This is a genomic window from Gordonia sp. J1A (assembly GCF_055393515.1).
The window spans coordinates 3381034-3400036 of sequence record NZ_AP041607.1 but is presented as its reverse complement, the minus strand read 5'-3'; the positions used below and the strand labels follow the sequence as shown (position 1 = coordinate 3400036).

At 68.4% G+C, this 19003-nt stretch carries 21 protein-coding genes; 9 read left to right on the top strand and 12 right to left on the bottom strand.

Annotation, left to right across the window (positions count from 1 at the left end):
• The first annotated feature begins 2 nt into the window (after positions 1-2).
• Positions 3-668 carry a histidine phosphatase family protein gene (locus ACZ5QD_RS15825; protein ID WP_062367828.1) on the top strand — a complete coding sequence of 222 codons (666 nt, stop codon included), beginning with the start codon at positions 3-5 and terminating at the stop codon, positions 666-668.
• Between the two features lie 24 nt (positions 669-692).
• Here the strand turns inward: ACZ5QD_RS15825 and ACZ5QD_RS15820 are convergent, their stop codons facing one another.
• Both ACZ5QD_RS15820 and ACZ5QD_RS15815 read right to left on the bottom strand, forming a co-directional pair.
• On the bottom strand, positions 693-1043 hold the full coding sequence (locus tag ACZ5QD_RS15820) for a metallopeptidase family protein (RefSeq protein ID WP_006897148.1): 351 nt from the start codon (positions 1041-1043) through the stop codon (positions 693-695).
• Between the two features lies 1 nt (position 1044).
• Positions 1045-2463 carry a septum formation family protein gene (locus ACZ5QD_RS15815; protein ID WP_464366928.1) on the bottom strand — a complete coding sequence of 473 codons (1419 nt, stop codon included), beginning with the start codon at positions 2461-2463 and terminating at the stop codon, positions 1045-1047.
• 56 nt (positions 2464-2519) lie between these two features.
• Between ACZ5QD_RS15815 and serS the strand changes: the two genes are divergently transcribed.
• Together serS and ACZ5QD_RS15805 are read left to right on the top strand one after the other, a co-directional pair.
• The gene (gene serS / locus ACZ5QD_RS15810; RefSeq protein ID WP_006897150.1) at positions 2520-3773 is read left to right on the top strand and encodes a serine--tRNA ligase; all 1254 of its coding nucleotides are present in this window, start codon (positions 2520-2522) and stop codon (positions 3771-3773) included.
• Between the two features lie 105 nt (positions 3774-3878).
• On the top strand, positions 3879-4763 hold the full coding sequence (locus ACZ5QD_RS15805) for a Rieske (2Fe-2S) protein (protein ID WP_006897151.1): 885 nt from the start codon (positions 3879-3881) through the stop codon (positions 4761-4763).
• On the opposite strand, the gene ACZ5QD_RS15800 is transcribed toward ACZ5QD_RS15805, so the two are convergent.
• Both ACZ5QD_RS15800 and ACZ5QD_RS15795 read right to left on the bottom strand, forming a co-directional pair.
• Positions 4726-5205 (bottom strand): hypothetical protein, encoded by a 480-nt coding sequence (locus ACZ5QD_RS15800; protein ID WP_006897152.1) that lies wholly within the window; start codon positions 5203-5205, stop codon positions 4726-4728. The genes ACZ5QD_RS15805 and ACZ5QD_RS15800 overlap by 38 nt on opposite strands.
• On the bottom strand, positions 5202-7532 hold the full coding sequence (locus ACZ5QD_RS15795) for a molybdopterin oxidoreductase family protein (protein ID WP_006897153.1): 2331 nt from the start codon (positions 7530-7532) through the stop codon (positions 5202-5204). Before ACZ5QD_RS15795 ends, ACZ5QD_RS15800 begins: the two co-directional genes overlap by 4 nt.
• A gap of 233 nt (positions 7533-7765) precedes the next feature.
• Here ACZ5QD_RS15795 and ACZ5QD_RS15790 point away from each other — a divergent pair, with 233 nt between their 5' ends.
• From ACZ5QD_RS15790 to ACZ5QD_RS15780, 3 genes are all read left to right on the top strand, one after another.
• On the top strand, positions 7766-8077 hold the full coding sequence (locus ACZ5QD_RS15790; protein WP_006897154.1) for a GlsB/YeaQ/YmgE family stress response membrane protein: 312 nt from the start codon (positions 7766-7768) through the stop codon (positions 8075-8077).
• Between the two features lie 114 nt (positions 8078-8191).
• A complete protein-coding gene (locus ACZ5QD_RS15785; protein ID WP_346077531.1) occupies positions 8192-9577 on the top strand; it encodes an LCP family protein in 1386 nt (461 codons plus the stop codon).
• Positions 9578-9657: 80 nt separating this feature from the next.
• A complete protein-coding gene (locus ACZ5QD_RS15780; protein WP_006898078.1) occupies positions 9658-10203 on the top strand; it encodes a ferritin in 546 nt (181 codons plus the stop codon).
• 24 nt (positions 10204-10227) lie between these two features.
• On the opposite strand, the gene ACZ5QD_RS15775 is transcribed toward ACZ5QD_RS15780, so the two are convergent.
• From ACZ5QD_RS15775 to ACZ5QD_RS15760, 4 genes are read right to left on the bottom strand one after another with little or no spacing between them, the layout of a single operon-like run.
• Positions 10228-11193 (bottom strand): DUF5926 family protein, encoded by a 966-nt coding sequence (locus tag ACZ5QD_RS15775; protein ID WP_412475470.1) that lies wholly within the window; start codon positions 11191-11193, stop codon positions 10228-10230.
• Positions 11194-11251: 58 nt separating this feature from the next.
• Positions 11252-12040, bottom strand: a complete 789-nt coding sequence (locus tag ACZ5QD_RS15770) for a glycerophosphodiester phosphodiesterase family protein (protein ID WP_085950764.1) — start codon at positions 12038-12040, stop codon at positions 11252-11254.
• Positions 12037-12999, bottom strand: coding sequence for a DUF4328 domain-containing protein (locus ACZ5QD_RS15765; RefSeq protein ID WP_464366927.1), 963 nt, complete (start codon positions 12997-12999; stop codon positions 12037-12039). The genes ACZ5QD_RS15770 and ACZ5QD_RS15765 overlap by 4 nt, the downstream gene beginning before the upstream one ends.
• Positions 12999-13349 (bottom strand): rhodanese-like domain-containing protein, encoded by a 351-nt coding sequence (locus tag ACZ5QD_RS15760; RefSeq protein ID WP_006898082.1) that lies wholly within the window; start codon positions 13347-13349, stop codon positions 12999-13001. The genes ACZ5QD_RS15765 and ACZ5QD_RS15760 overlap by 1 nt, the downstream gene beginning before the upstream one ends.
• A gap of 442 nt (positions 13350-13791) precedes the next feature.
• Between ACZ5QD_RS15760 and ACZ5QD_RS15755 the strand changes: the two genes are divergently transcribed.
• The gene (locus ACZ5QD_RS15755) at positions 13792-14526 is read left to right on the top strand and encodes a VOC family protein (protein WP_464366926.1); all 735 of its coding nucleotides are present in this window, start codon (positions 13792-13794) and stop codon (positions 14524-14526) included.
• A gap of 28 nt (positions 14527-14554) precedes the next feature.
• On the opposite strand, the gene ACZ5QD_RS15750 is transcribed toward ACZ5QD_RS15755, so the two are convergent.
• Together ACZ5QD_RS15750 and msrA are read right to left on the bottom strand one after the other, a co-directional pair.
• Positions 14555-15619, bottom strand: a complete 1065-nt coding sequence (locus ACZ5QD_RS15750; RefSeq protein ID WP_375003190.1) for a winged helix DNA-binding domain-containing protein — start codon at positions 15617-15619, stop codon at positions 14555-14557.
• Between the two features lie 9 nt (positions 15620-15628).
• Positions 15629-16348 (bottom strand): peptide-methionine (S)-S-oxide reductase MsrA, encoded by a 720-nt coding sequence (msrA, locus tag ACZ5QD_RS15745; RefSeq protein WP_006898085.1) that lies wholly within the window; start codon positions 16346-16348, stop codon positions 15629-15631.
• Between the two features lie 117 nt (positions 16349-16465).
• On the opposite strand from msrA, the gene ACZ5QD_RS15740 reads away from it, so the two are divergent.
• Positions 16466-16609, top strand: a complete 144-nt coding sequence (locus ACZ5QD_RS15740; protein ID WP_156150494.1) for a hypothetical protein — start codon at positions 16466-16468, stop codon at positions 16607-16609.
• A gap of 123 nt (positions 16610-16732) precedes the next feature.
• Positions 16733-17362 carry a superoxide dismutase gene (locus ACZ5QD_RS15735; RefSeq protein ID WP_045539355.1) on the top strand — a complete coding sequence of 210 codons (630 nt, stop codon included), beginning with the start codon at positions 16733-16735 and terminating at the stop codon, positions 17360-17362.
• Between the two features lie 103 nt (positions 17363-17465).
• On the opposite strand, the gene ACZ5QD_RS15730 is transcribed toward ACZ5QD_RS15735, so the two are convergent.
• Together ACZ5QD_RS15730 and ACZ5QD_RS15725 are read right to left on the bottom strand one after the other, a co-directional pair.
• Complete coding sequence (locus tag ACZ5QD_RS15730) at positions 17466-18014, bottom strand: dihydrofolate reductase family protein (RefSeq protein ID WP_006898087.1); 549 nt, start codon at positions 18012-18014, stop codon at positions 17466-17468.
• Positions 18011-18967, bottom strand: coding sequence for a helix-turn-helix domain-containing protein (locus tag ACZ5QD_RS15725; protein WP_045539357.1), 957 nt, complete (start codon positions 18965-18967; stop codon positions 18011-18013). Before ACZ5QD_RS15725 ends, ACZ5QD_RS15730 begins: the two co-directional genes overlap by 4 nt.
• Positions 18968-19003 lie beyond the last annotated feature (36 nt).

Genomic DNA, 19003 nt, shown 5'->3' with positions numbered 1-19003 from the left:
ACATGGCAAGGCTTCACCTGGTCCGGCACGGCGAGACCACGTCCAACGTGCTCAAACGTCTCGACACCGCACTTCCCGGCGCGTCGCTGACCGATTTCGGCGCGCGACAGGGCGTGCGGTTCGGGCTCGAACACCCGCTGACCGACTCGGCGGTGCTGGTGAACTCTGTCGCCAATCGGGCGCAGCAGACCGCGGAACTGATCGGATCGGTGTGGGACTCGTCCACCGAGACCGTGGAAGGCGTTCACGAGATCCAGGTCGGCGACCTCGAGGGGCGCAGCGACCGCGAGGCGCATGAGCAGTTCCACGAGATCGTCGCGCGCTGGCACCGGGGCGACCTCGACGCCCGGCTGCCCGGTGGCGAGTCGCTGGAGATGCTTCACGACCGCTATCTGCCGATCATCGACGATCTGGCGTCGCGGTACCTCACCGGCGCGAATCAGCGGGACGTGTACTTGGTCTCCCACGGTGCGGCGATCCGGCTGATCGCCGCACACCTGACGCGGCTCGACCCGGAGTTCGCCATGAAGAACTACCTGAACAACACCGGTTCGGTGGAGTTGGAGTTCACCGGCGATCTGTGGGTCTGCCACCGATGGGGCGAAGCCGCACTGCCGGACGCCGACGGTTCGGATACCGCACCCGGCTACGAGGATCCGATGGGCTGACCCGGCCCCGACGGCCTGATCCGGTCAGCCCCAACCGTTGGCGTGCAGCCACTCGTCGCTGATACCGAAATGGTGCCCCACCTCGTGCAGCACGGTGATCGCGACCTCTCGGCGCAGTTGCTCGGCCGAATGGCACATCGCGAGGAGCGGCTCGCGATAGATCTCGATCGTGTCGGGCAGGAAGCCGCTGTACTCGGTGGTCCGCTCGGTGAGCGCCACACCCGTGTACAGGCCCAGGATGCCGGGATCGTCCTCGTTGTGCGGACGCACCAGGATCACGACGTTCGACATGGCGTGCATCAGCTCCTCGGGGAGGAGGTCGAGCGCATCGCCGACGAGGTTCTCGAACTCTCGCTCCGACATCCGCAGCGGCATGTCAGCCGCCTGCCGGCGCGGGAAGCTGCGCGTCGTTCGGCGTGTAACCGGGAGGCAGTGGCACGGGCTCGCCCACCGACCGTCCCGGCGGGCCGACGTCGACCGGCTTCGGACTGCCGCCGTTGATGAGCAGCGTGTCCGGTCCGCCGCGGGCGTCGCCGACCAGGGTCGCGAAGCCGCCGCGGTCGGGCAGCGCCGCGTAGCAGACCACACGCCGGCTTCCCGTCAGCCAGCTCACCTCGGAGATCACCGACCACTGCACGTTGAGCGTGGTCGCCTTGAACTTCTGCGCGCCGCCGAAGAACCTGTTCGTCTGCGTCGGGCAGATCGTCTTCAGGTAGTCGTTCTGATCCGCGACGCTGGGCCACGGCTTGCCGGAGTTGCGGCCCCCGAAGCGCTGGGACAGGTCCACGGTGCCGGTCACCTGGAAGGCGTGGGGTTCGGCGCAGTTCACGACGCTGCTGGTGGCCTTGCGGGTGGTCTTGTCGATGCCGATGCAGGTGCCGTCGGGCCATGCGAACGACTGGTCCACATCGCGGACGCGGCCGGTGAACTCCTCCTGGCCGCCGCCGGCACCGGGTTGTTCGATTCCGCAGCGCAGACTGCGCACGCCGCGTTCCCACTCCACCTTCGACGGGAACATCAGTCCGGGCGAGAGCCGGCCCTGCGGATCCAGTCCACCGCCCAGGTAGCGGTCGACGATCACGCCGCAGCTCTCATCGCGGATCGCGGCGAAGCGCTCCGGTCCGGGCCACGGTGCCTCCGAGGAGAACTCGGAGCTCGGGAACGCGGAGGTGTCGAGCACACCGGCCACTTCGAACCGATGCGGCGACTCGCACGCCACCGCGCTCGGCTCGCCGGGTGTGTCGGCGCTCCAGGTGAGGCAGTCGCCCGCCTCGGATCGGGTGAAGTCGTTCTCCTGCGCGGGCGATCCCTCACCGATGACCGACGAGCCGACATCGCCGACGTCGTCGAAGACACCGGTTCCGAGCATCACTCCGCCCGCGGCGAGCGCACCGACGAGCACGGCCCCGAGCACCAGCCGCAACGAGTTCTTCGGCATCCGGTTGCGGGAGTCGGCCGGCTCGCGGCCGTCGGCGGGCTCGGGCCCCCCGTCGTCCCCATCGCGCTCTCCGTCGTCACCGTAGTCGTCGTCGCCGTATCCGTCGTCGCCGTAGTCGTAGGCGTCCTCCGGTTCGACGCCCCACTCCTCGACGTCGTCCTCGACCTCCGCGTCGTAGTCGTCGAGTCCGGCCGTCGGCTCCGCCTCCCCGCCGATCTCCGGGAGCTCTGCGGTCGCCTGCTCATCGCCTTCGACGGCACCGACCGGCCCCCACACGTCGGCATCGCCGTCGACGACGGGGCGGGCCTCGTCGTCGCCGCGGCCGTCATGCATCGGTTGATCCCTCTTCGAAGTCATCGCGTTCCATCATGCCTGGTCGTTGCTCGCCTCGTGTTCCGAGTAGGGTTCAACGTGTGATCGACCTGAAGATCGTGCGTGAGAACCCCGACCTTGTACGTGCCTCCCAGCGTGCCCGCGGCGAGGATCCCGGACTCGTCGACCAGCTCCTGGAGGCGGACGCGGCACGGCGCTCGGCGATCGCCGAAGCCGACGCCCTGCGCGCGGAGCAGAAGTCGCTCGGCAAACTCGTCGGCAAGGCATCCGGAGACGAGAAGACCGCTCTGCTCGCCAAGGGCAAGGAACTGGCCGAGCAGGTGAAGGCCGCCGTCGCGAAGCAGAACGACGCCGACTCCGCGTCGCAGGCCGCGCACCGCGCCATCTCGAACATCATCACCGATGCCCCGGCCGGTGGCGAGGACGATTACCTCGTCCTCGAACACGTCGGTGAACCGCGCGCCATCGACGACCCGAAGGACCATCTCGAACTCGGAGAGAGCCTCGGCCTCATCGACATGGCCCGCGGTGTCAAGGTGTCGGGTTCGCGGTTCTACTTCCTCACCGGTCTGGGCGCGATGCTGCAGCTCGGTCTGCTCAACATGGCCGCGGCGAAGGCGACCGCCAACGGTTTCACGCTGATGATCCCGCCGGTCCTGGTGAAACCGGAGATCATGGGCGGCACCGGCTTCCTGGGCGCGCACAGCGACGAGATCTACCACCTCGACGAGGACGACCTGTACCTCGTCGGCACGTCGGAGGTGCCTCTCGCCGGGTACCACAAGGACGAGATCCTCGACCTCTCCGGCGGACCGAAGCGTTACGCGGGCTGGTCCACCTGCTTCCGCCGCGAGGCGGGGTCGTACGGCAAGGACACCCGCGGCATCATCCGCGTGCACCAGTTCGACAAGGTGGAGGGCTTCATCTACTGCAAGCCGGAGGACGCCGAGGCCGAGCACCAGCGGATTCTGGGCTGGGAGAAGGACATGCTCGCGGCGATCGACGTGCCGTACCGAGTCATCGACGTGGCAGGCGGGGACCTGGGCAGCTCGGCCGCCCGCAAGTTCGACTGCGAGGCATGGGTTCCGACGCAGGGCACGTACCGCGAACTCACCTCCACGTCCAACTGCACCACCTTCCAGGCACGACGACTCTCTGTCCGCTACCGGGACGAGAACGGCAAGCCTCAGATCGCGGCGACCCTCAACGGCACCCTCGCGACCACCCGGTGGCTGGTCGCCATCCTCGAGAACCACCAGCAGCCGGACGGTTCGGTTCGCCTTCCCGAGGAACTCGCGCGGTTCGTCGGGGTGGAACACATCCGACCGGTGTAGTCGGCATTCCGGACGTCGTCGTCCGCGCCCTCGAAACCGTTTCATCCGTGCCGTCGCCGGGTATCCGACGGCACGGATGAAACCGCCAGAGAGGACCTCGGGTCGATGGACGTGCCACAGAGACTGATCGATCGCATCAGCGAGTTCGAGGAGGCCGATCGGGCCGCAGCGCCGCTCGCCGGTGCGGTACACCGCGTGACTCGGCGCGATGCGGTGAAGAACGCACTGTCGGGCAGCGCACTCGGCCATCAACTGCATCCGGTGCTGACCGATCTGCCGATCGGCGCCTGGACGATGGCGTCCGCGCTCGACTACTTCGGCGGCACTCGTCACGCGGACGGCGCGAGGCGGCTGGTCGCGCTCGGTGTGCTCAGCGCTGCGCCCGCCGCTGCGGCCGGAGCCTCCGATTGGTCGGATTCGTACGGCGGCGACCGGCGGATAGGCCTCGTCCACGGCGTGATGAACCTGGCGGCCACGGGTGTGCACGCCTGCTCATGGGTGGCCCGGATGCGCGGGCGATCGAAGGCGGGGGTGGCGCTGAGCACGATAGGTCTCGCCCTCACGGCGGGGGCGGGGTACCTCGGCGGCCATCTCTCGTTCGCCCGCGGCGTCGGCGTCAACCGAACCGCATTCGAACCAGCGGTCACCGAGTGGACGCGAGTGGCGGCGCTGCACGAGCTCGAAGAACGCAAACCCCTGCGTGTCGAGGCCGCGGCGGTGCCCGTCGTTCTCGTGCTCGTCGACGGCCGCGTCCATGCGCTCTCGGCCACGTGCATCCACGCCGGGGGCCGGCTCGACGACGGGATGGTGATCGATGAAGATTCCGGCCCGTGCCTCGTGTGTCCGCTGCACGGCAGTACATTCCGTCTCGCGGACGGCGGCATCGAGCGAGGGCCGGCCGCGGTGCCGGAGCCGCGCTGGCAGGTGAGAATCGACAGCGGTGAGATCTGCGTCAGCCGGCGGACAGTGCCTGCGGCGAGAGGGTTCTGACCAGATTCCTGGCCCATTCGAACTGGCGCTCAGCTTGTGACAGACACTGATCGACGAGCGCGGAGCACTCGGAATCGTTGGTAGCGGCGGCGCCTTGGCCGAGGATCTCCCACTGCATCGTCAGCCCTGCGATCCGTTGACAGACGCCGCACAATTCGGCGACCGGCAGAAGCGACGCGGGGAGCTCTCGGGCCGGAGTCTCGAACACACTCGACGGGCCGACGGCGGCCTGAGTGTCGAACGTCGCCTCCGACTCGACGCCGCGAGCGACGGCCAGCGATCTGACGGCACCGGCGTGATTGCGCGACCAGGCCGCGAGATCCGCAGCGAGATAGTGGATCTCAGGGTCGGTCGGGTGGTCTCGTGCGATCGATTCCAGCTCCAGGGCGAGAAGTCGTTCGGAGCGCTCGAGTTCACGAAGGAGGAGGCCCAGGTTCTTCATCGCGTCCCCTCGCTCTCCCTGGAGAGCAATGCGATGGCGGCGGCCGCGGTTTTGAATATCGGTTGCTTGGACGCCGGATCCCAGTCCGTGAGCGTCAGCTCGTTGGCGGCCCGGTCGTGAGCTGCCGGTGATTCCACGTCCCAATAGCCGTAATGGAAGGGCAGAAACAGCACCCCCGGTCGAATGTCCGCGATCCGTGCGGCGGCGCGCACCGTGCTGCGGGGACTTCGGATCTCGACCGGATCGCCGTCGCGAATGCCGTGGGTGGCCGCATCTGCCGCTGACAGCTCGACCCACACCTCCGGGGCCGCACCGTTGAGTTCCGGTGCCCGGGCGGTCTTGGTTCGGGTGTGGAAGTGGTAGACGGTCCGCCCCGTGATCAGGGCGAAAGGGTATTGCGCCGACGGTGGTTCGTGCGGCGTCTCATAGTCTGCGGACTTGATCAGCGCGCGTCCTTTCGGATCGTTCGCCCGGTACCGGGTGGCGTCGACGGGAGATCCGGTGATCAGGTCCTTGCCGTACGTCTCGCACTCGTCGGCCGCGGTCCAGAAACGACCGTCCGCATAGAGGCGTGCCGTGCCGCCGGGCGCGGTGTCCGTGCACGGCCACTGCACGCTGCCCTGCTCACGCAGCCCCGCATAGCTCATGCCGCTGTAATCGCAGAGTCTGCCGGCGCTGCACCGCTTCCACGCTTCGAACACGGCCTCCGCGTTCGACCACGGCGTCAGCGGGCGGCCGTCTCGGTCACGGAAGTCCATCCGTCGCGAGAAGTCCAGAAAGATGTCCAGATCCGCACGGGCCCCTCCGGGTGGGTCCACCGCCTTCTCCGACAGGTGCACGGTGCGGTCCGCGTTGGTGAAGGTACCGACCTTCTCGCCCCACGCCGCCGCGGGCAGCACCACGTCGGCGAGCATGCCGGTCTCGGTGAGGAAGATGTCCTGCACCACCAGGAACAGACTCTCCTTCGAGAGGATCGACCGTACCCGGCGCAGCTCCGGCATCGAGACAGCGGGATTGGTCGCGGAGACCCAGAGCATCTTCAGCGATTCCTGCTCGGCGTACCGGAAGATCTGCATCGCGTGGGTCGGCGGCGCGAAATGCGGGATCGTCGCCGCATCGACGTTCCAGACCGAGGCGAGCTCTCTCACGTGTGCGGGGTTGGCCCAGTTCCGAAAACCGGCCAGGTCGCCGTCGGCGCCGCACTCACGGGTGTTCTGTGCGGTCGGCTGCCCGTTCATCTGCAGTACGCCGCAGCCCGGACGTCCCAGCATTCCTCTGAGCAGGTGGATGTTGTTGACCTGTACCGCCGACGCCGTGGCTTGATGCGACTGGTAGAACCCCTGCAGGACCGTCGACAACAGTCTCTGGGCTTCGCCTATCAGCCTCGCCCCATGCCGGATGTCGTCGGCCCCGACTCCGCAGATGTCTGATACTCGCTCCGGCGGGTACTGCGAGACGAGGTCGGACAGGTCCTCGAATCCGACGGTGTGTTCCCGGATGAACTCGTCGTCGATCCACCCGTTGACGACGAGTTCGCGCAACAGACCGTTCATCAGTGCGAGGTTCGTTCCGGGCAGCGGCGCCAGATGGACGCTCGCCCGTCGCGCGACCGCGGTTGTCCGCGGGTCGACGCAGAGGAGCTTCGGCGGATCCGGAGCCGCGAGACGGTCGAGTATCCGCATCCAGGTGACGGACTGGGTCTCCGCGACGTTGTGCCCGAAAAGCGCGATGACGTCCGCATGGTCGACATCTGCCAACGTACCGGGTTGGCCGTCACTGCCGAACGATTCCTTCAGTGCTTCACCGGCGGTAGCGGTGCACAGGCGAGTGTTGCCGTCGAGGTGGTTCGTACCGATCCCGGCGCGGGCGATCACGCTCAGCGCGTAGTACTCCTCGAGGAACAGCTGGCCGGATGTGTAGAACCCGATCGAACTCGGGCCGCTGGAGTTCAGCAGGTCCTCGGCGTGTTCGGCGATCCGGCTCATCGCGGTGTCCCAGTCGGTGGGGACGAGTTCACCGTCCTTGCGCACCATCGGCGTGCTGAGCCGGTCCGGGGAGGCGTTGGCCTTCCAGCCGTAGCGGTCTTTGACGTCGAGCCTTCCGCGGTTGATCCGGTCGTCGGCACGGCCTCGGATTCCGACGATCCGACCTCTCCGGACGGCGATCTCGAGGCCGTCGCCATTCGAGTGAAGAACCGACGCGGTCGGTACCCAACAGTCCACGTCGTCTGACGTCGTGCCGGCCGCCAGCTCGGTATCGACCCGTCGCGGCCACATCTGGGCCCTCTTGTACGGGGTGCGCGGCCCCCAGATGTCGGTCACGGCCATCACTCCCCTGCTTGACAACGCTGTCGCTGCCCAGCGGGTACCCGACCGAACCGCTCTGAAACCTCGGCGAATCTCGACGCGACTCCCCGAGGAGAAGGCTCTCGCGGTCGTACGTGGGCGTACGAGCGCGCACAGCCGATGCCGACGGATGTTTCGTCTCCGGGGTCCGCGGGCATTCCCCGTGAAGTTCTCCACCGACCTGCAAAGACCGAGATCTCACTCAAGGAGCCGGCATGACCGACCACCTACTGCTCGCCGACGAGGTTCTGGCGCGCTCGTCCATGTTCACCTCTGTGGGCTGGATCGGCTACATCATCATCGGCGGCGTGGCGGGATGGCTCGCAAGCAAGATCACCGGCGTGGACGCACAGATGGGCCTGTTCGCCAACATCGTCGTGGGCGTGGTCGGTGCTCTGATCGGCGGATTCGTGCTGAGCTTCTTCCTCGACACCGCCAGCGCCGGGATGTGGTTCACATTCCTCACCGCGCTCGCCGGTGCGGTGTTGCTCCTCGTCGTCCTCAAGGCCCTTTCACGACGAGCCTGACAGTCTCGTCGCTGAGACGACGGCTGCGGCGACGGTCTGACCGGCGACCTCGCCCGAGGTGCCGCGCCGCTCGGCGGCCGCACCGACGGTGGCGAGACCGGTAGCGTAGTTCAGATGAACTCCCAGCGACCCGAGCCGCCGTACCAGCGGCGACCGAGCGGAGGCCCTCGACCGGAGGCGCCGACCCGCAGGGTCTCCGGTCCGCCGCCCGGGGAGCCGGGCTACCGGCCGCCACTCGCGTGGTCGCAGGAACCCGACCCCCGTTCGCGGCGACGTTCGCCCGCGCCGCCGCCCCAGAACCCGCTGCCCCCGAACCGGCAGGCGCCGCCCGCCGGTCCCCGCCCGGCCGCTCCCGGCGCGGTCGGCTACGCCCCGCGCCAGGAGCCCCAGCCGGTCCCGGCGGGGCGGCGGCGCCCTCCGTCTCCCGCACCGGCCGCAGGTGACGCACCGCCTCGCCGTCGCTCCGACGAGAGGCGGTCCACACCGCCGCCGACTCCGCCCCGGCGCCGCGGCCGCGCCGCGACCTCTCCCAAACCGCGCAAGCGCAGGCGGTTCCGGCTGGGCCGGATCCTGCTCGTGATCGTGCTCCTGCTCGTCGTGATTCCAGTCGGGCTGCTGTTCTATTACGACGGCAAGCTGCATCGGGTCAACGCCCTGTCCGGCTATCCCGGACGGATCGGCGATACTCCCGGAACCAACTGGCTGATCGTCGGAACCGACTCCCGTCAGGGACTCACCGAGGAACAGAAGAAGAACCTGGCGACCGGTGACGCCGACGGAGCGCGCACCGACACCATCATGATGGCGCACCTGCCGACCTCGGGTAAGCCGATGCTCATCAGCATCCCCCGCGACCTGTACGTCCCGATCCCCGGAATGGGCAGCCACAAGATCAACGCCGCCTTCAACAACGGCGGGCCGCAACTACTGGTCCAGACCGTCGAAGAGTTCACCGGCGTCCGCATCGACCACTACGCCGAGATCGGGTTCGGCGGCTTCGACAACCTCGTCGATTCCGTCGGCGGGGTTCAGATGTGCCTCGATCAGCCCCTGCACGACCCCAAGGCCGGGCTGAACCTGCCCGCGGGATGCCAGAGACTCGACGGCGCTCAGGCACTCGGACTGGTGCGCACCCGCGCCTTCCCCAACGCCGACCTGGAGCGAGTGGTGAACCAGCGCAAGTTCCTCGCGGCACTGATGTCGAAGGCCACGAGCCCAGGGGTGCTGCTCAACCCGTTCCGGCTGTTCCCGTTCGTCAGCGGGGCGGTCGACGCGGTCACCGTCGACAGCGGCGACCACATCTGGAACCTGGCCTGGCTCGCGTACAAGATCAGCGGTGATCCGATCACCACGACGGCGCCGGCCGACGGCGACGAGTTCACCGACGACGGCGACTCGCTGATACCGGGCGAGACGACGAAGAGTTTCTTCGACTACATCGCGCGCGGCCGGGCGGTTCCAGCCGATCTGCTGAGCGGAGGAACCGGCGCCGTGTCGTAGTGGCCGCCGCCACCGAATCGGAGTCGGGCGCCGCCCGTCGCCACCAGCCGGGTGCGGAGCCGGGCCATTAGACTCGTCCCATGACCGAAACGCCGCGCACGCCGTTCCATCAGCTGCTGCACGACCAGATCAGCAACGAGTTCTCCGCATCTCAGCAGTACATCGCGCTCGCGGTGTACTACGACAGCCACGACATGCCGCAGCTGGCGAAGCATTTCTACGCCCAGTCCGTGGAAGAGCGCAATCACGCGATGATGATCGTCCAGTACTTCCTGGACCGCGACATCGATGTCAAGATCCCCGCCGCCGACGCCCCGATCACCGAGTTCGACGACTACCGCGGCCCGATCGAACTCGCGCTGAAGCAGGAGAAGATCGTCACCCAGCAGATCGTCGATCTGGCGAAGACCGCCCGCGACAGCGGCGACTACCTCGGCGAGCAGTTCATGCAGTGGTTCCTCAAGGAGCAGGTGGAGGAGGTCGCGACGATCACCACGCTCCAGACCATCGCCGACCGCGCCAACGGCAACATCTTCGATCTCGAGAACTTCGTGGAACGCGAGGTCAACAACGGCGGCCCCGCACCCGACGCCGCCGAACCGCCGGCCGCGGGCGGAAACCTCTGACGGCCGGCGGGACGGCTCCGGCGGCTACCGCAGCGTGACCTGACGCCCGATGATGCCCGCCCGGGAGCTTCGCTCGGCGGCGGTGAGGTCGGAGGTCTCCGCCAGCGCCTCGGTCAGCCGGGCGTCGAACTCCTCGACTCCCGAGTGCCATTCCTCGTGGTGCGCCTCGGGATCGAGGTCGAAGACCGGAACCACCAGACCGTGGGTGCGGAACGAACCCGCGAAGCGCGAACCCTCGCCCAAGGTCAGCCCGCCGGCCGCGTGCACGCGGGCGAGTGCGTTCATCAACGCGGTCTCCTCCTCCGGACGCACCCACCTCAGATGTGCACGATCGCCTGCGTCGACCCACCACGGTGCACCGACCCCGCTCGACGGGTGCAGCCGGGCGGTCGGAAGGATTGTCGCGTTGGCGCGCTCGAGCATCATCGAGAGCTCCGCCGGAACGTCGGAGTCGTCGGCGAACCACCAACCGAAGTCCTCATGCACGACCACCTGGAGTTCGGCCTCCGGGTCGATGATCTCGGTGAGCGGACGATCGAGCACGCCGCCCGGGTAGGTGTCGCCGGCGGCGGCTGCACTCGCCCAGGTCAGAGCCGCGGACAGCGAGCCGGCGAGGTCGGCCGGCTCGGGGTTGGTCTGCAGGGCCACGAGGCCTCCGGTGACCTTCCCGCCCTCGTCCCCCTCCGCCGCTCCGCGCTCGCCGAAGACCGCTGCGTCGCGCTGCCGGACCTGGGCCGGCACCGCACCGGGCAGAATGGTCGCGAAGTCGGCTTCGTGCGCCGCGTCGAACTCTGCGGCGAACGGCACCCGGGCAGTGGCGGAAGCGATGAAGGCGCGCAACGCCACCAGATCGCATTCCGCCTTGAGTCCTTCGAACGGGCGCGCCGGCGCCGCCAGTGCGGCTTCCTGCCGTGCCTTGCGGGCGGCGATCCGCTCGGCTCGATTGCTCCCCGGACGCGGGCCGCTGCCGCGCTTACTCTTCTTTCCCATGCGACCAGCCTCTCATCCGCCGGGACGCGGCGCACGAGGGCACCCGATCGCTGACGTCTCACTCCACCGTGACGAGCCAGTCCCGGACTCGGGCCGGGTAATTGGTCGCCAGCCAGCGCACGCCGAGGTCGGCGCACAGCTGCACGTCGGCCTGGTCGTCGCACGTCCACGCGTAAGTGACGCGGCCTGCTGCGGCGGCCCGATCGACGAGGTCGGGGTGCAGCCGCAGGGTCTCGATGGACGGTCCGACACCGGTGGCGCCGACAGCCGTGGCCGCCGTCCCGCCGATGATGCGGATGCTGTCGCCGAGGAGGATCGTCGGGAGTATCGGTGCGGTGCGCCGCACCCGCCACACACCCGCCGGGGAGAACGAGATCACGACGGCACGGCTGTGGTCGGCAGACGGCGGCGCAGCGACGCCGAACTCGTGGAGGACTTCGAGGAGTTTGAGTTCCACCATGCTGCCGAAGCGGACCGGATGCTTGGTCTCGATGAACAACCGCACCGGCCGATGCCAGTCCAGGGTGAGGGTGAGCAATTCGCGCAGGGTGAGCACCGACGCCGCCCGGCCGCTTCGGTGCCACGAGCCGAAGTCGTATTCACGCAGTTGCGCCAGGCTCATCTCGCTCACCACACCACTCGCGTCGGACGTCCGGTCGATGGTGCGGTCGTGGATGCAGACCAGTTCGCCGTCGGCGGTCAGCCGGACGTCGCATTCGAGGCCGTCGGCGCCCTGCGACAGCGCCAGCTCGTAAGCGGCCAACGTGTGCTCGGCCAGCTCGCCGGAGGCGCCGCGATGCGCGACCACCGCGGGCTTGCCCGAGCGCGAGATACCCGCCGACATCATGCCGCCACCAGTCGTCGTCCGGATGCGCTGGAACCGACCGGACCGGTGAGGACCGTCACCAGCCGCGGACCCACCCAGTGGGCGAAGACCGCGGAGACCGCGAGCGAGAACGTGACCAGCGCGAGCGCATTGGCGCTCACCTGGACCGAGTCGCTGAACCATGAGCCGATTCGATAGCAGACCGCGATCAGCGCGACGAGATTGACGATCGCCCACGCGGTCCCCAGACGCTTGATGCGTCCGATCGCCGGAGCCGGAGCGTCGCCGCACAGCGCGGCCTCGCTGAGCAGCAGGGGGATTCCGACGACATTGGCCAGCGGCACCGCCGCCAGCGCCAGCACCACGCGGGCCGGCCGCGGGTCCCGGCGGTCGGCGGCCCGATACGCTGCGGCCCGCGCCGGAAGCAGCCAGCGCACGAAGGCCACGAGTGCCACCAGCATTGCGACGAAGGCGAAGACTCCGAAGACGAGCACCGCGACGCCCGAGAGCAGATCCAGCCACATCGGAATCGGCGTCGAGCGGTTGACGGCCGCGATGACGTACCGGATCAGATGCACCACCGCCGCCGCGCCGAGCATGGAGGTCGCCATCCGCAGCGCGCGCAGCAGCGCGTCGCCGGGGTCCGCGGGCTCCGGGTTCTCCCCCGGCGAGATCGGCCCGCGATCCGACAGACCCCAGCGCGGTATGTACCGGTACGACGGGGTCGGTGTCCATTCGTGCGCGCGGACCGTGACCGGAGCCGGACGCGCCTCGGCCGGACGGTCGGCGACCCAGCGCAGACCGGCCCGCGCGACACTCGTGCGCGGTGCCGAAGCCCCTCGCGCGGCACCGGACTGCGGCCGCTGAACCACGCGGCCCTGTGCGTCGAGCACCATGAGCCGACGGCCGCAGCGCGGGCACAGTTCACGTCCCTCGCGATGCGGCGCCTGGATGCGGCAGCTGGGGCAGACGTCGAGCATCAGGCGTCGCCGCTCCCATACATCCCTTCGGTTCCGGTGTCGACGGGCTTGTCCGCCGCCTGCCACGCCACCATGCCGCCCTCCACGCAGGTTCCGTCGATACCGCGCATCGCCAGGTACTGGAGCAGGCGGAACGATCGCCCACTGGTCCGGCATATCACCAGGAGTTCGGAGTCGAGGTCGATCTCGTCGATCCGCGCGGGCACGTCGTCGAGCGGGATGTGCAGCGCCCCGCGCACGTGGGCTTCCTCCCACTCGTAGTTCTCTCGAACGTCGAGAAGGACCTTGTCGGTGACATCGCTGAAGTCGTCGGGGAGGTCGGTGACCGCCACCGTCTCGATCTCGTCCATGCTCACCGTTCCCATGCTTCCACAAGTGCCCCGAACTCGATGCGGAGCCGCCGCGGATGACCGCATCGCGGAGCCTTCGGCGCTACCACAACCGCCCAGCGGCGCAACGCGCTCACCCATATGCAAGGTTGCATATTTTTATCCACAGCGGCGTGTCGCACTGTCGATCCACACATACCCACAACCTCCGCCAGTCCTGTGGACAGCCCTGTGGATTTGTGGATAAGGGGAGGTGAAGCAAGACTTTCTGTGTCGCACGTCTCATTCCGGCTGACAATTCCCTGAATCTTCATCGCATTTCCCCTGGATTGTCGCCTGACGGCCAAGCGATTCTTCCCCAAGTGCACTGTGGACAACGTGGGGATAACCCAGTCGAACAAACCCTCAAGTTCTACTTGCGACTTGCTCGGGCGCTGATCGCGGCACACTACACTCCGAGGTTGTGCACGTGCGCTGGCTCACCGCTTTCTTCGACTTCCCGGCCTCCGAATTCGGCGCGGAGGTGACCTTCTGGCGCGCGATCTCCGGCAGTACGGTGTCCCCGCCGCGCGGCGAGTTCAAGGAGTTCGCGACGCTCGAACCGTTCCACGGCGACCCTTATCTGCGTGTTCAGCGGGTCGACGGCGGTCCGGGCGGGATGCATCTGGATCTCCACGTGGACGATCCGTCGCAGGCGATGCTCGAGGCCGAGTCGAGGGGCGCGACGGTCGAGTCCGTCGCCGACGGTGTCGTGACGATGCGCTCGCCCGCCGGCGGCGTGTTCTGCCTCATCCCGTGGCGGAACGAATCAGTCCGGGCCCGGCCCATCCGGTGGCCCGGAGGAGGCATCAGCATCATCGATCAGCTCCGATTCCAGGTGCCGTCCGCCGACTTCGGTACCGAGGTGCAGTTCTGGGCCGGACTCACCGGCAAAGACGCCGGCCCCACCGAGGGCGTCGATGCGGTCGCTCTCAACAACAGTCCCCGACTCTCGCTGCAGGTCGTCATCATGCGGACCGACGAGAGCGTCGCCAGCGCGCACACCGCGATCGCCGCCACCAACGTGCCGGACGAAGTGGAGCGGCACGAGGGCTGGGGCGCGACGGTCGTCGCACGCTCCGCCGACTGTGTGCAGATGGCCGACCCGTGCGGCCGGCTCTACTGCATCACTGCGCGCAATCCGCGGACCGGTGTGTGAGACCACCCCCGACTGCCCCACGCGTCCGTCAGCCCAATTCGGCGAGTCTGCGGGCCTCACGTTCACACTCACGGCGCTGCGCCGGCCGCAGGTCCACGAGCTCGGTGAGCTCGACGCCGGCCGCCGTCCGCCGCCAGGTCCCGGCCAGTCGCCCGTCCGCCAGGATGAATCCCGGCGACTGCCCGTTGGGTGTCACGGTCCGCGCGTAGACGTCCGGGTCGGCGACTCGGGCGCGGTCGGCGGCGGTGAAGATCACGGTGTCGAAGGGCGCGACGAGCCGAATCGGCACCGCGGTTTCCGGATCAGCGAGCGCCAGCCCGTCCAGGTCGTACAGCGTCCGTCCGTCGGGTCCGGTGAGACGCACCAACTCCCAGTCGTCCGTCATCTGCTCCAGTACCGGGCGCAGTCCGCGCAGACCGGACCAGGTCTGCACCGCCGCGACCGTCGACGGCCCGAAACCCCTCAGGTAGAGGCGGATCAGGTCGCGAATCGCCTCATCACCGGCGACGGCCGGCTCCCCCGGTCCGATCCAGTCGTCCAGCAGGCGGAAGGCCGGGCCGCCCGACCGTCGCCACAGTCCCCGCGGGGGCGTCTGGACCAGCGGCATCCACGCCCGGACCACCGCGGCCATCGCGTCGACGGGTTCGGCCGGCCAGGTCTCCGAGAGCGCCGTACGCAGCCGGGCCGCCGTCACGGGCTCGGGTCCACCGCCGATGATCCGCGCGCCCACGGCCGCCACCTCGTCCGGGGCCGGACCGTTGAGTCGTCGGACGTGATGGCGAGCCCCGCTGATCAGCGTCGGGCTCAGCAGCGCCCTGATCCACCGCGCGTCGAGGGCGTCCATCAGGAAGACCGTGCCCCGCTGAAGCGCCATCCGGACCATCGATCGATCCTGGATCAAACTGTCCAATTCGGCTGGATCGAAGTCCTCGATCCGGGAGGCGAGCGCATAGAACGCGGCCTGCGGATCCTGCGACTGCAGGCCGACGCACCGGTCGACGACCTCCACGGCGTCCTCGTCCACCCGCTCGATCAGGTGTTGCCGCTCGAGCAGCGTGCGGTTCCATTGGCGCAGACTGATCGCTCCGGTCACGGCCGCGAGTCAGCCTGCCGCCGGGAACTCCAGGCCCGTGGTGGCATGGCAGCGGTATCCGTTGGGGTTCGTGAACAGATACTGCTGGTGGTAGTCCTCGGCGTAGTAGAACATCCCGTCGCCGGCCTCCGACATCAGCGAGATCTGGCTGGTCACCGGACCGTAGCCGGCAGCGGCGAGGACCGGTTCGAACCGGCGTGCGGCGGCCGCGGCCTGGTCGGCCTCGGCCTCGTCGAAGGTGAAGACGGCCGACCGGTACTGAGTGCCGATGTCGTTGCCCTGCCGCATCTCCTGGGTGGGGTCGTGCGAGGTGAAGAAGACCTCGAGGATCTTCTGGAAGGTCAGCACCTCCGGGTCGTAGACCACAAGCACCGACTCGGTGTGGCCGGTCTGTGCGGTGCACACCTCCTCATACGTGGGATTCGGCGTGTAGCCGCCCGCGTACCCGACGGCGGTGGTGTGGACTCCGGGCAGCTGCCAGAAGATCTCCTCGAACCCCCAGAAGCATCCGCCGGCCAACACCACGGCGCGCAGGTCCGGGCCCCAGTCGCCGATACCCGCCGGAGCGAACTCTCCGTTCTCGTCGGCCGCCCCACGCAGCGGCCGATGCAGCACCCGATGCTCCGCCGGTATCGGCATCGGCGCCCGACGGCCGGGAAGTGCGTCGTCGCGAGCCACCATCACGCGTTTGACGTCGGCTGCGGCCAGAATCCGATCGAAGAGGCTCATGCATTCCAGCGTACGTCGATCCGGACGGTTGTCGGGGCCGTCGATCCCGAGTAGCGTCTGGTACCCAGGAAGTCTGGTGTGAGGCACATCACGTCCAACAGTCGGGGAGGCTCAACGATGGCGGGACAGGCACGGTCAGCACTCGATCGGCCCGCGGAGGACACTTCACGTCTCGACCTGCACATCGGACAGCAGTGCGCCGCGACCGCGGCCACCATCGCGGCGATCATCGTGGCGATCGTGCTCGTCGTGCTCATCTGAGCCCGGGCGGTCGGCGGGTTTCGCGCAGTCGGCCGCCCTCTGTTGCAAAGCGTCTCGGTCTACGGAAATGTAGAAACCAGACCCGGGTACGGATCTTTCACACTTTCCACAGAGAGGACCATCGTGGCTGAATACACTCTGCCTGAGCTGGACTACGACTATGGCGCCCTGGAGCCGCACATCTCCGGCAAGATCATGGAGCTCCACCACAGCAAGCACCACCAGACCTACGTGAACGGTGCCAACACCGCTCTGGAGAAGCTGGCCGAGGCGCGCGAAGACGGCACCATCGCCGGCAAGGTCTACGGACTGTCGGCCAACCTCTCGTTCCATCTCGGTGGCCACACCAACCACTCGATCTTCTGGAAGAACCTGTCGCCCAACGGCGGCGACAAGCCCGTCGGCGACCTCGCCGACGCGATCGCCAACGATTTCGGCAGCTTCGACAAGTTCCAGGCCCACTTCACCGCGGCGGCCACCACCCTGCAGGGCAGCGGCTGGGCCATCCTCGGCTGGGACACCATCGGACAGCGTCTGGTCATCGAGCAGCTGACCGACCAGAGCGGCAACACCTCCGCCGCCCTCATCCCGGTCGTCATGCTCGACATGTGGGAGCACGCCTTCTATCTCGACTACCAGAACGTCAAGCCGGACTACGTCAAGGCTTGGTGGAACGTTGTGAACTGGGCCGACGCCGGCGAGCGCTTCGATCGCGCCCGCACCCAGGGCGCGGGCCTCATCGTCCCGGCCTGACACTGGGCCCGGCGACATACCCGGCACGGCGGCCCGGCACCGAAAGGTGCCGGGCCGCTCTGCGTCTCGGGAGGGGCCGGCCCGGAAGGGACCGGTCCGACTGTCACTGCGACGGGCCCCTGGCCCCCACCACGCGATAGCGCGCGATCACGAAGGCCTTGTTCCGGGCGGTCTCGAGCAATTCGAAGTCGAAGGGCCGGGTGAACAGCGGCCGCCCCGCTCCCAGCGCGACCGGGGCGTAGCAGACCACCATCTCGTCGAGCATCCCGTCCGCGGCGAAGGCGGCGGCGAGGCCGCCGCCGCCGACCACCCACACGCCGAGTTCACCGGCCGCGGTCTCCAGGAGTTCGCGGTGCTCGGCAGGGCTTCCGGAGATCACTCTCACCGTGGGATGCACCAGGGGCAGTTCGCGGTGACTGAAGACGAAGGTCTGCTGATCCGGATAGGGCCACGGCTCGTCGGGCGTGTGCTCGAGCACCCACTCGTAAGTGGTCGCGCCCATCACGATCACGCCGGTCGCCGCCATCAGGTCGGCGATCGAGAACGGACCGTCCTCGTCGATCGGCTGCGACAGCAACCAGTCGAGCGAATCGTCCGGATCAGCGAGGAATCCATCGAGTGTGGAAGCGGTGTAGTACGTGTAGTCGGTCATGGGGTTCCTCCTCCGGTGTGGCGTCGGTGCCAGACGATCGGGTCGGGGTCGAGGGCCGGAACGTCGACGTCGACGCCCGCGTCGCGGAGCATCCATCGCACCAGCAGCCGACGGTGTGCCGAGAACGTCAGTTCATGAGCCACGATCTGGCCCAGCAGAAAGGACTCGGGCGGTACACACAGCGCATCGACCACTCGGTCCGACCACGCGTCGCGACGATCGATGTCGCGGACGGTGGCGAGCCAGCGCGCGGAGACATCGGCGTGCCGGTCCCTCAGCGCCCCGATCTCGCGGACCGGTGTGAGGTCGGGCATCTGTTCGCCGGCAATCGTCGCCAGCCACGGCTGCTTGCTGACCACGAGATGCCACATCACCTCCGACAGTGATTCGTCCGGCCCGTCCCAAGAACGCGGACGGCTCCCGGGCAGCCTGCGCCGCGTGTACTCGTCGTCGCCGAGTTGCGCGACGGCGTCGATCAGCACACCGATGTCCGCGACGTCGTGCCTGGACATGATCTCGACGACGTCCCCGGCCGGTCCGGAGCCTGCCGTGCGGCTGTCGCCGGCGTCCACGTAGAGCGCGGTCGGCGAATGGAAGTGGATGCCGTTCGGGGCCGGCAGCCAGTGGCCGGATCGATCGGCGGGCGGCAGAGCCGTCGGGGGGTGTCCGTACGCGCGGGCGAAGGCCCGGCTGAACCCCTCCACCGATTCGTAGCCGTTGGCGAAGGCCGTCTCGGTCACCGAGGCGCCGCGCTGCAGTTGCCACGCGGCTCGTTCCAGGGTCACTCTGCGCCGCAGCGCCACCGGCGACTCGCCACTTCCCTGCCGCACCTGCCGCGCGAAGTGGAACTGCGAGGTGTACGCCTCGCCCGCCATCGCATCGAGATCGTCGTTCGCGTCGTCGAGAACCGCGTCGAGGAGCATGCGCAGCGGATCGGGCCTCGGTTCGCTCATGCACCGAGTATCCCCGGGGCGCTCGGCCGGACGCTT

Bases quoted from the DNA above. Each gene is read 5' to 3' on its own strand.
- ACZ5QD_RS15740 (WP_156150494.1), top strand. From the start codon at position 16,466: ATGGCGGGACAGGCACGGTCAGCACTCGATCGGCCCGCGGAGGACACT.
- ACZ5QD_RS15780 (WP_006898078.1), top strand. From the start codon at position 9,658: ATGACCGAAACGCCGCGCACGCCGTTCCATCAGCTGCTGCACGACCAG.
- ACZ5QD_RS15760 (WP_006898082.1), bottom strand. From the start codon at position 13,349: ATGGACGAGATCGAGACGGTGGCGGTCACCGACCTCCCCGACGACTTC.
- ACZ5QD_RS15775 (WP_412475470.1), bottom strand. From the start codon at position 11,193: ATGGGAAAGAAGAGTAAGCGCGGCAGCGGCCCGCGTCCGGGGAGCAAT.
- ACZ5QD_RS15730 (WP_006898087.1), bottom strand. From the start codon at position 18,014: ATGACCGACTACACGTACTACACCGCTTCCACACTCGATGGATTCCTC.
- ACZ5QD_RS15795 (WP_006897153.1), bottom strand. From the start codon at position 7,532: ATGGCCGTGACCGACATCTGGGGGCCGCGCACCCCGTACAAGAGGGCC.
- ACZ5QD_RS15805 (WP_006897151.1), top strand. From the start codon at position 3,879: ATGGACGTGCCACAGAGACTGATCGATCGCATCAGCGAGTTCGAGGAG.
- ACZ5QD_RS15825 (WP_062367828.1), top strand. From the start codon at position 3: ATGGCAAGGCTTCACCTGGTCCGGCACGGCGAGACCACGTCCAACGTG.
- ACZ5QD_RS15820 (WP_006897148.1), bottom strand. From the start codon at position 1,043: ATGCCGCTGCGGATGTCGGAGCGAGAGTTCGAGAACCTCGTCGGCGAT.
- ACZ5QD_RS15815 (WP_464366928.1), bottom strand. From the start codon at position 2,463: ATGACTTCGAAGAGGGATCAACCGATGCATGACGGCCGCGGCGACGAC.
- msrA (WP_006898085.1), bottom strand. From the start codon at position 16,348: ATGAGCCTCTTCGATCGGATTCTGGCCGCAGCCGACGTCAAACGCGTG.
- ACZ5QD_RS15765 (WP_464366927.1), bottom strand. From the start codon at position 12,999: ATGCTCGACGTCTGCCCCAGCTGCCGCATCCAGGCGCCGCATCGCGAG.
- ACZ5QD_RS15790 (WP_006897154.1), top strand. From the start codon at position 7,766: ATGACCGACCACCTACTGCTCGCCGACGAGGTTCTGGCGCGCTCGTCC.
- ACZ5QD_RS15725 (WP_045539357.1), bottom strand. From the start codon at position 18,967: ATGAGCGAACCGAGGCCCGATCCGCTGCGCATGCTCCTCGACGCGGTT.
- ACZ5QD_RS15800 (WP_006897152.1), bottom strand. From the start codon at position 5,205: ATGAAGAACCTGGGCCTCCTCCTTCGTGAACTCGAGCGCTCCGAACGA.
- ACZ5QD_RS15785 (WP_346077531.1), top strand. From the start codon at position 8,192: ATGAACTCCCAGCGACCCGAGCCGCCGTACCAGCGGCGACCGAGCGGA.
- ACZ5QD_RS15770 (WP_085950764.1), bottom strand. From the start codon at position 12,040: ATGATGTCGGCGGGTATCTCGCGCTCGGGCAAGCCCGCGGTGGTCGCG.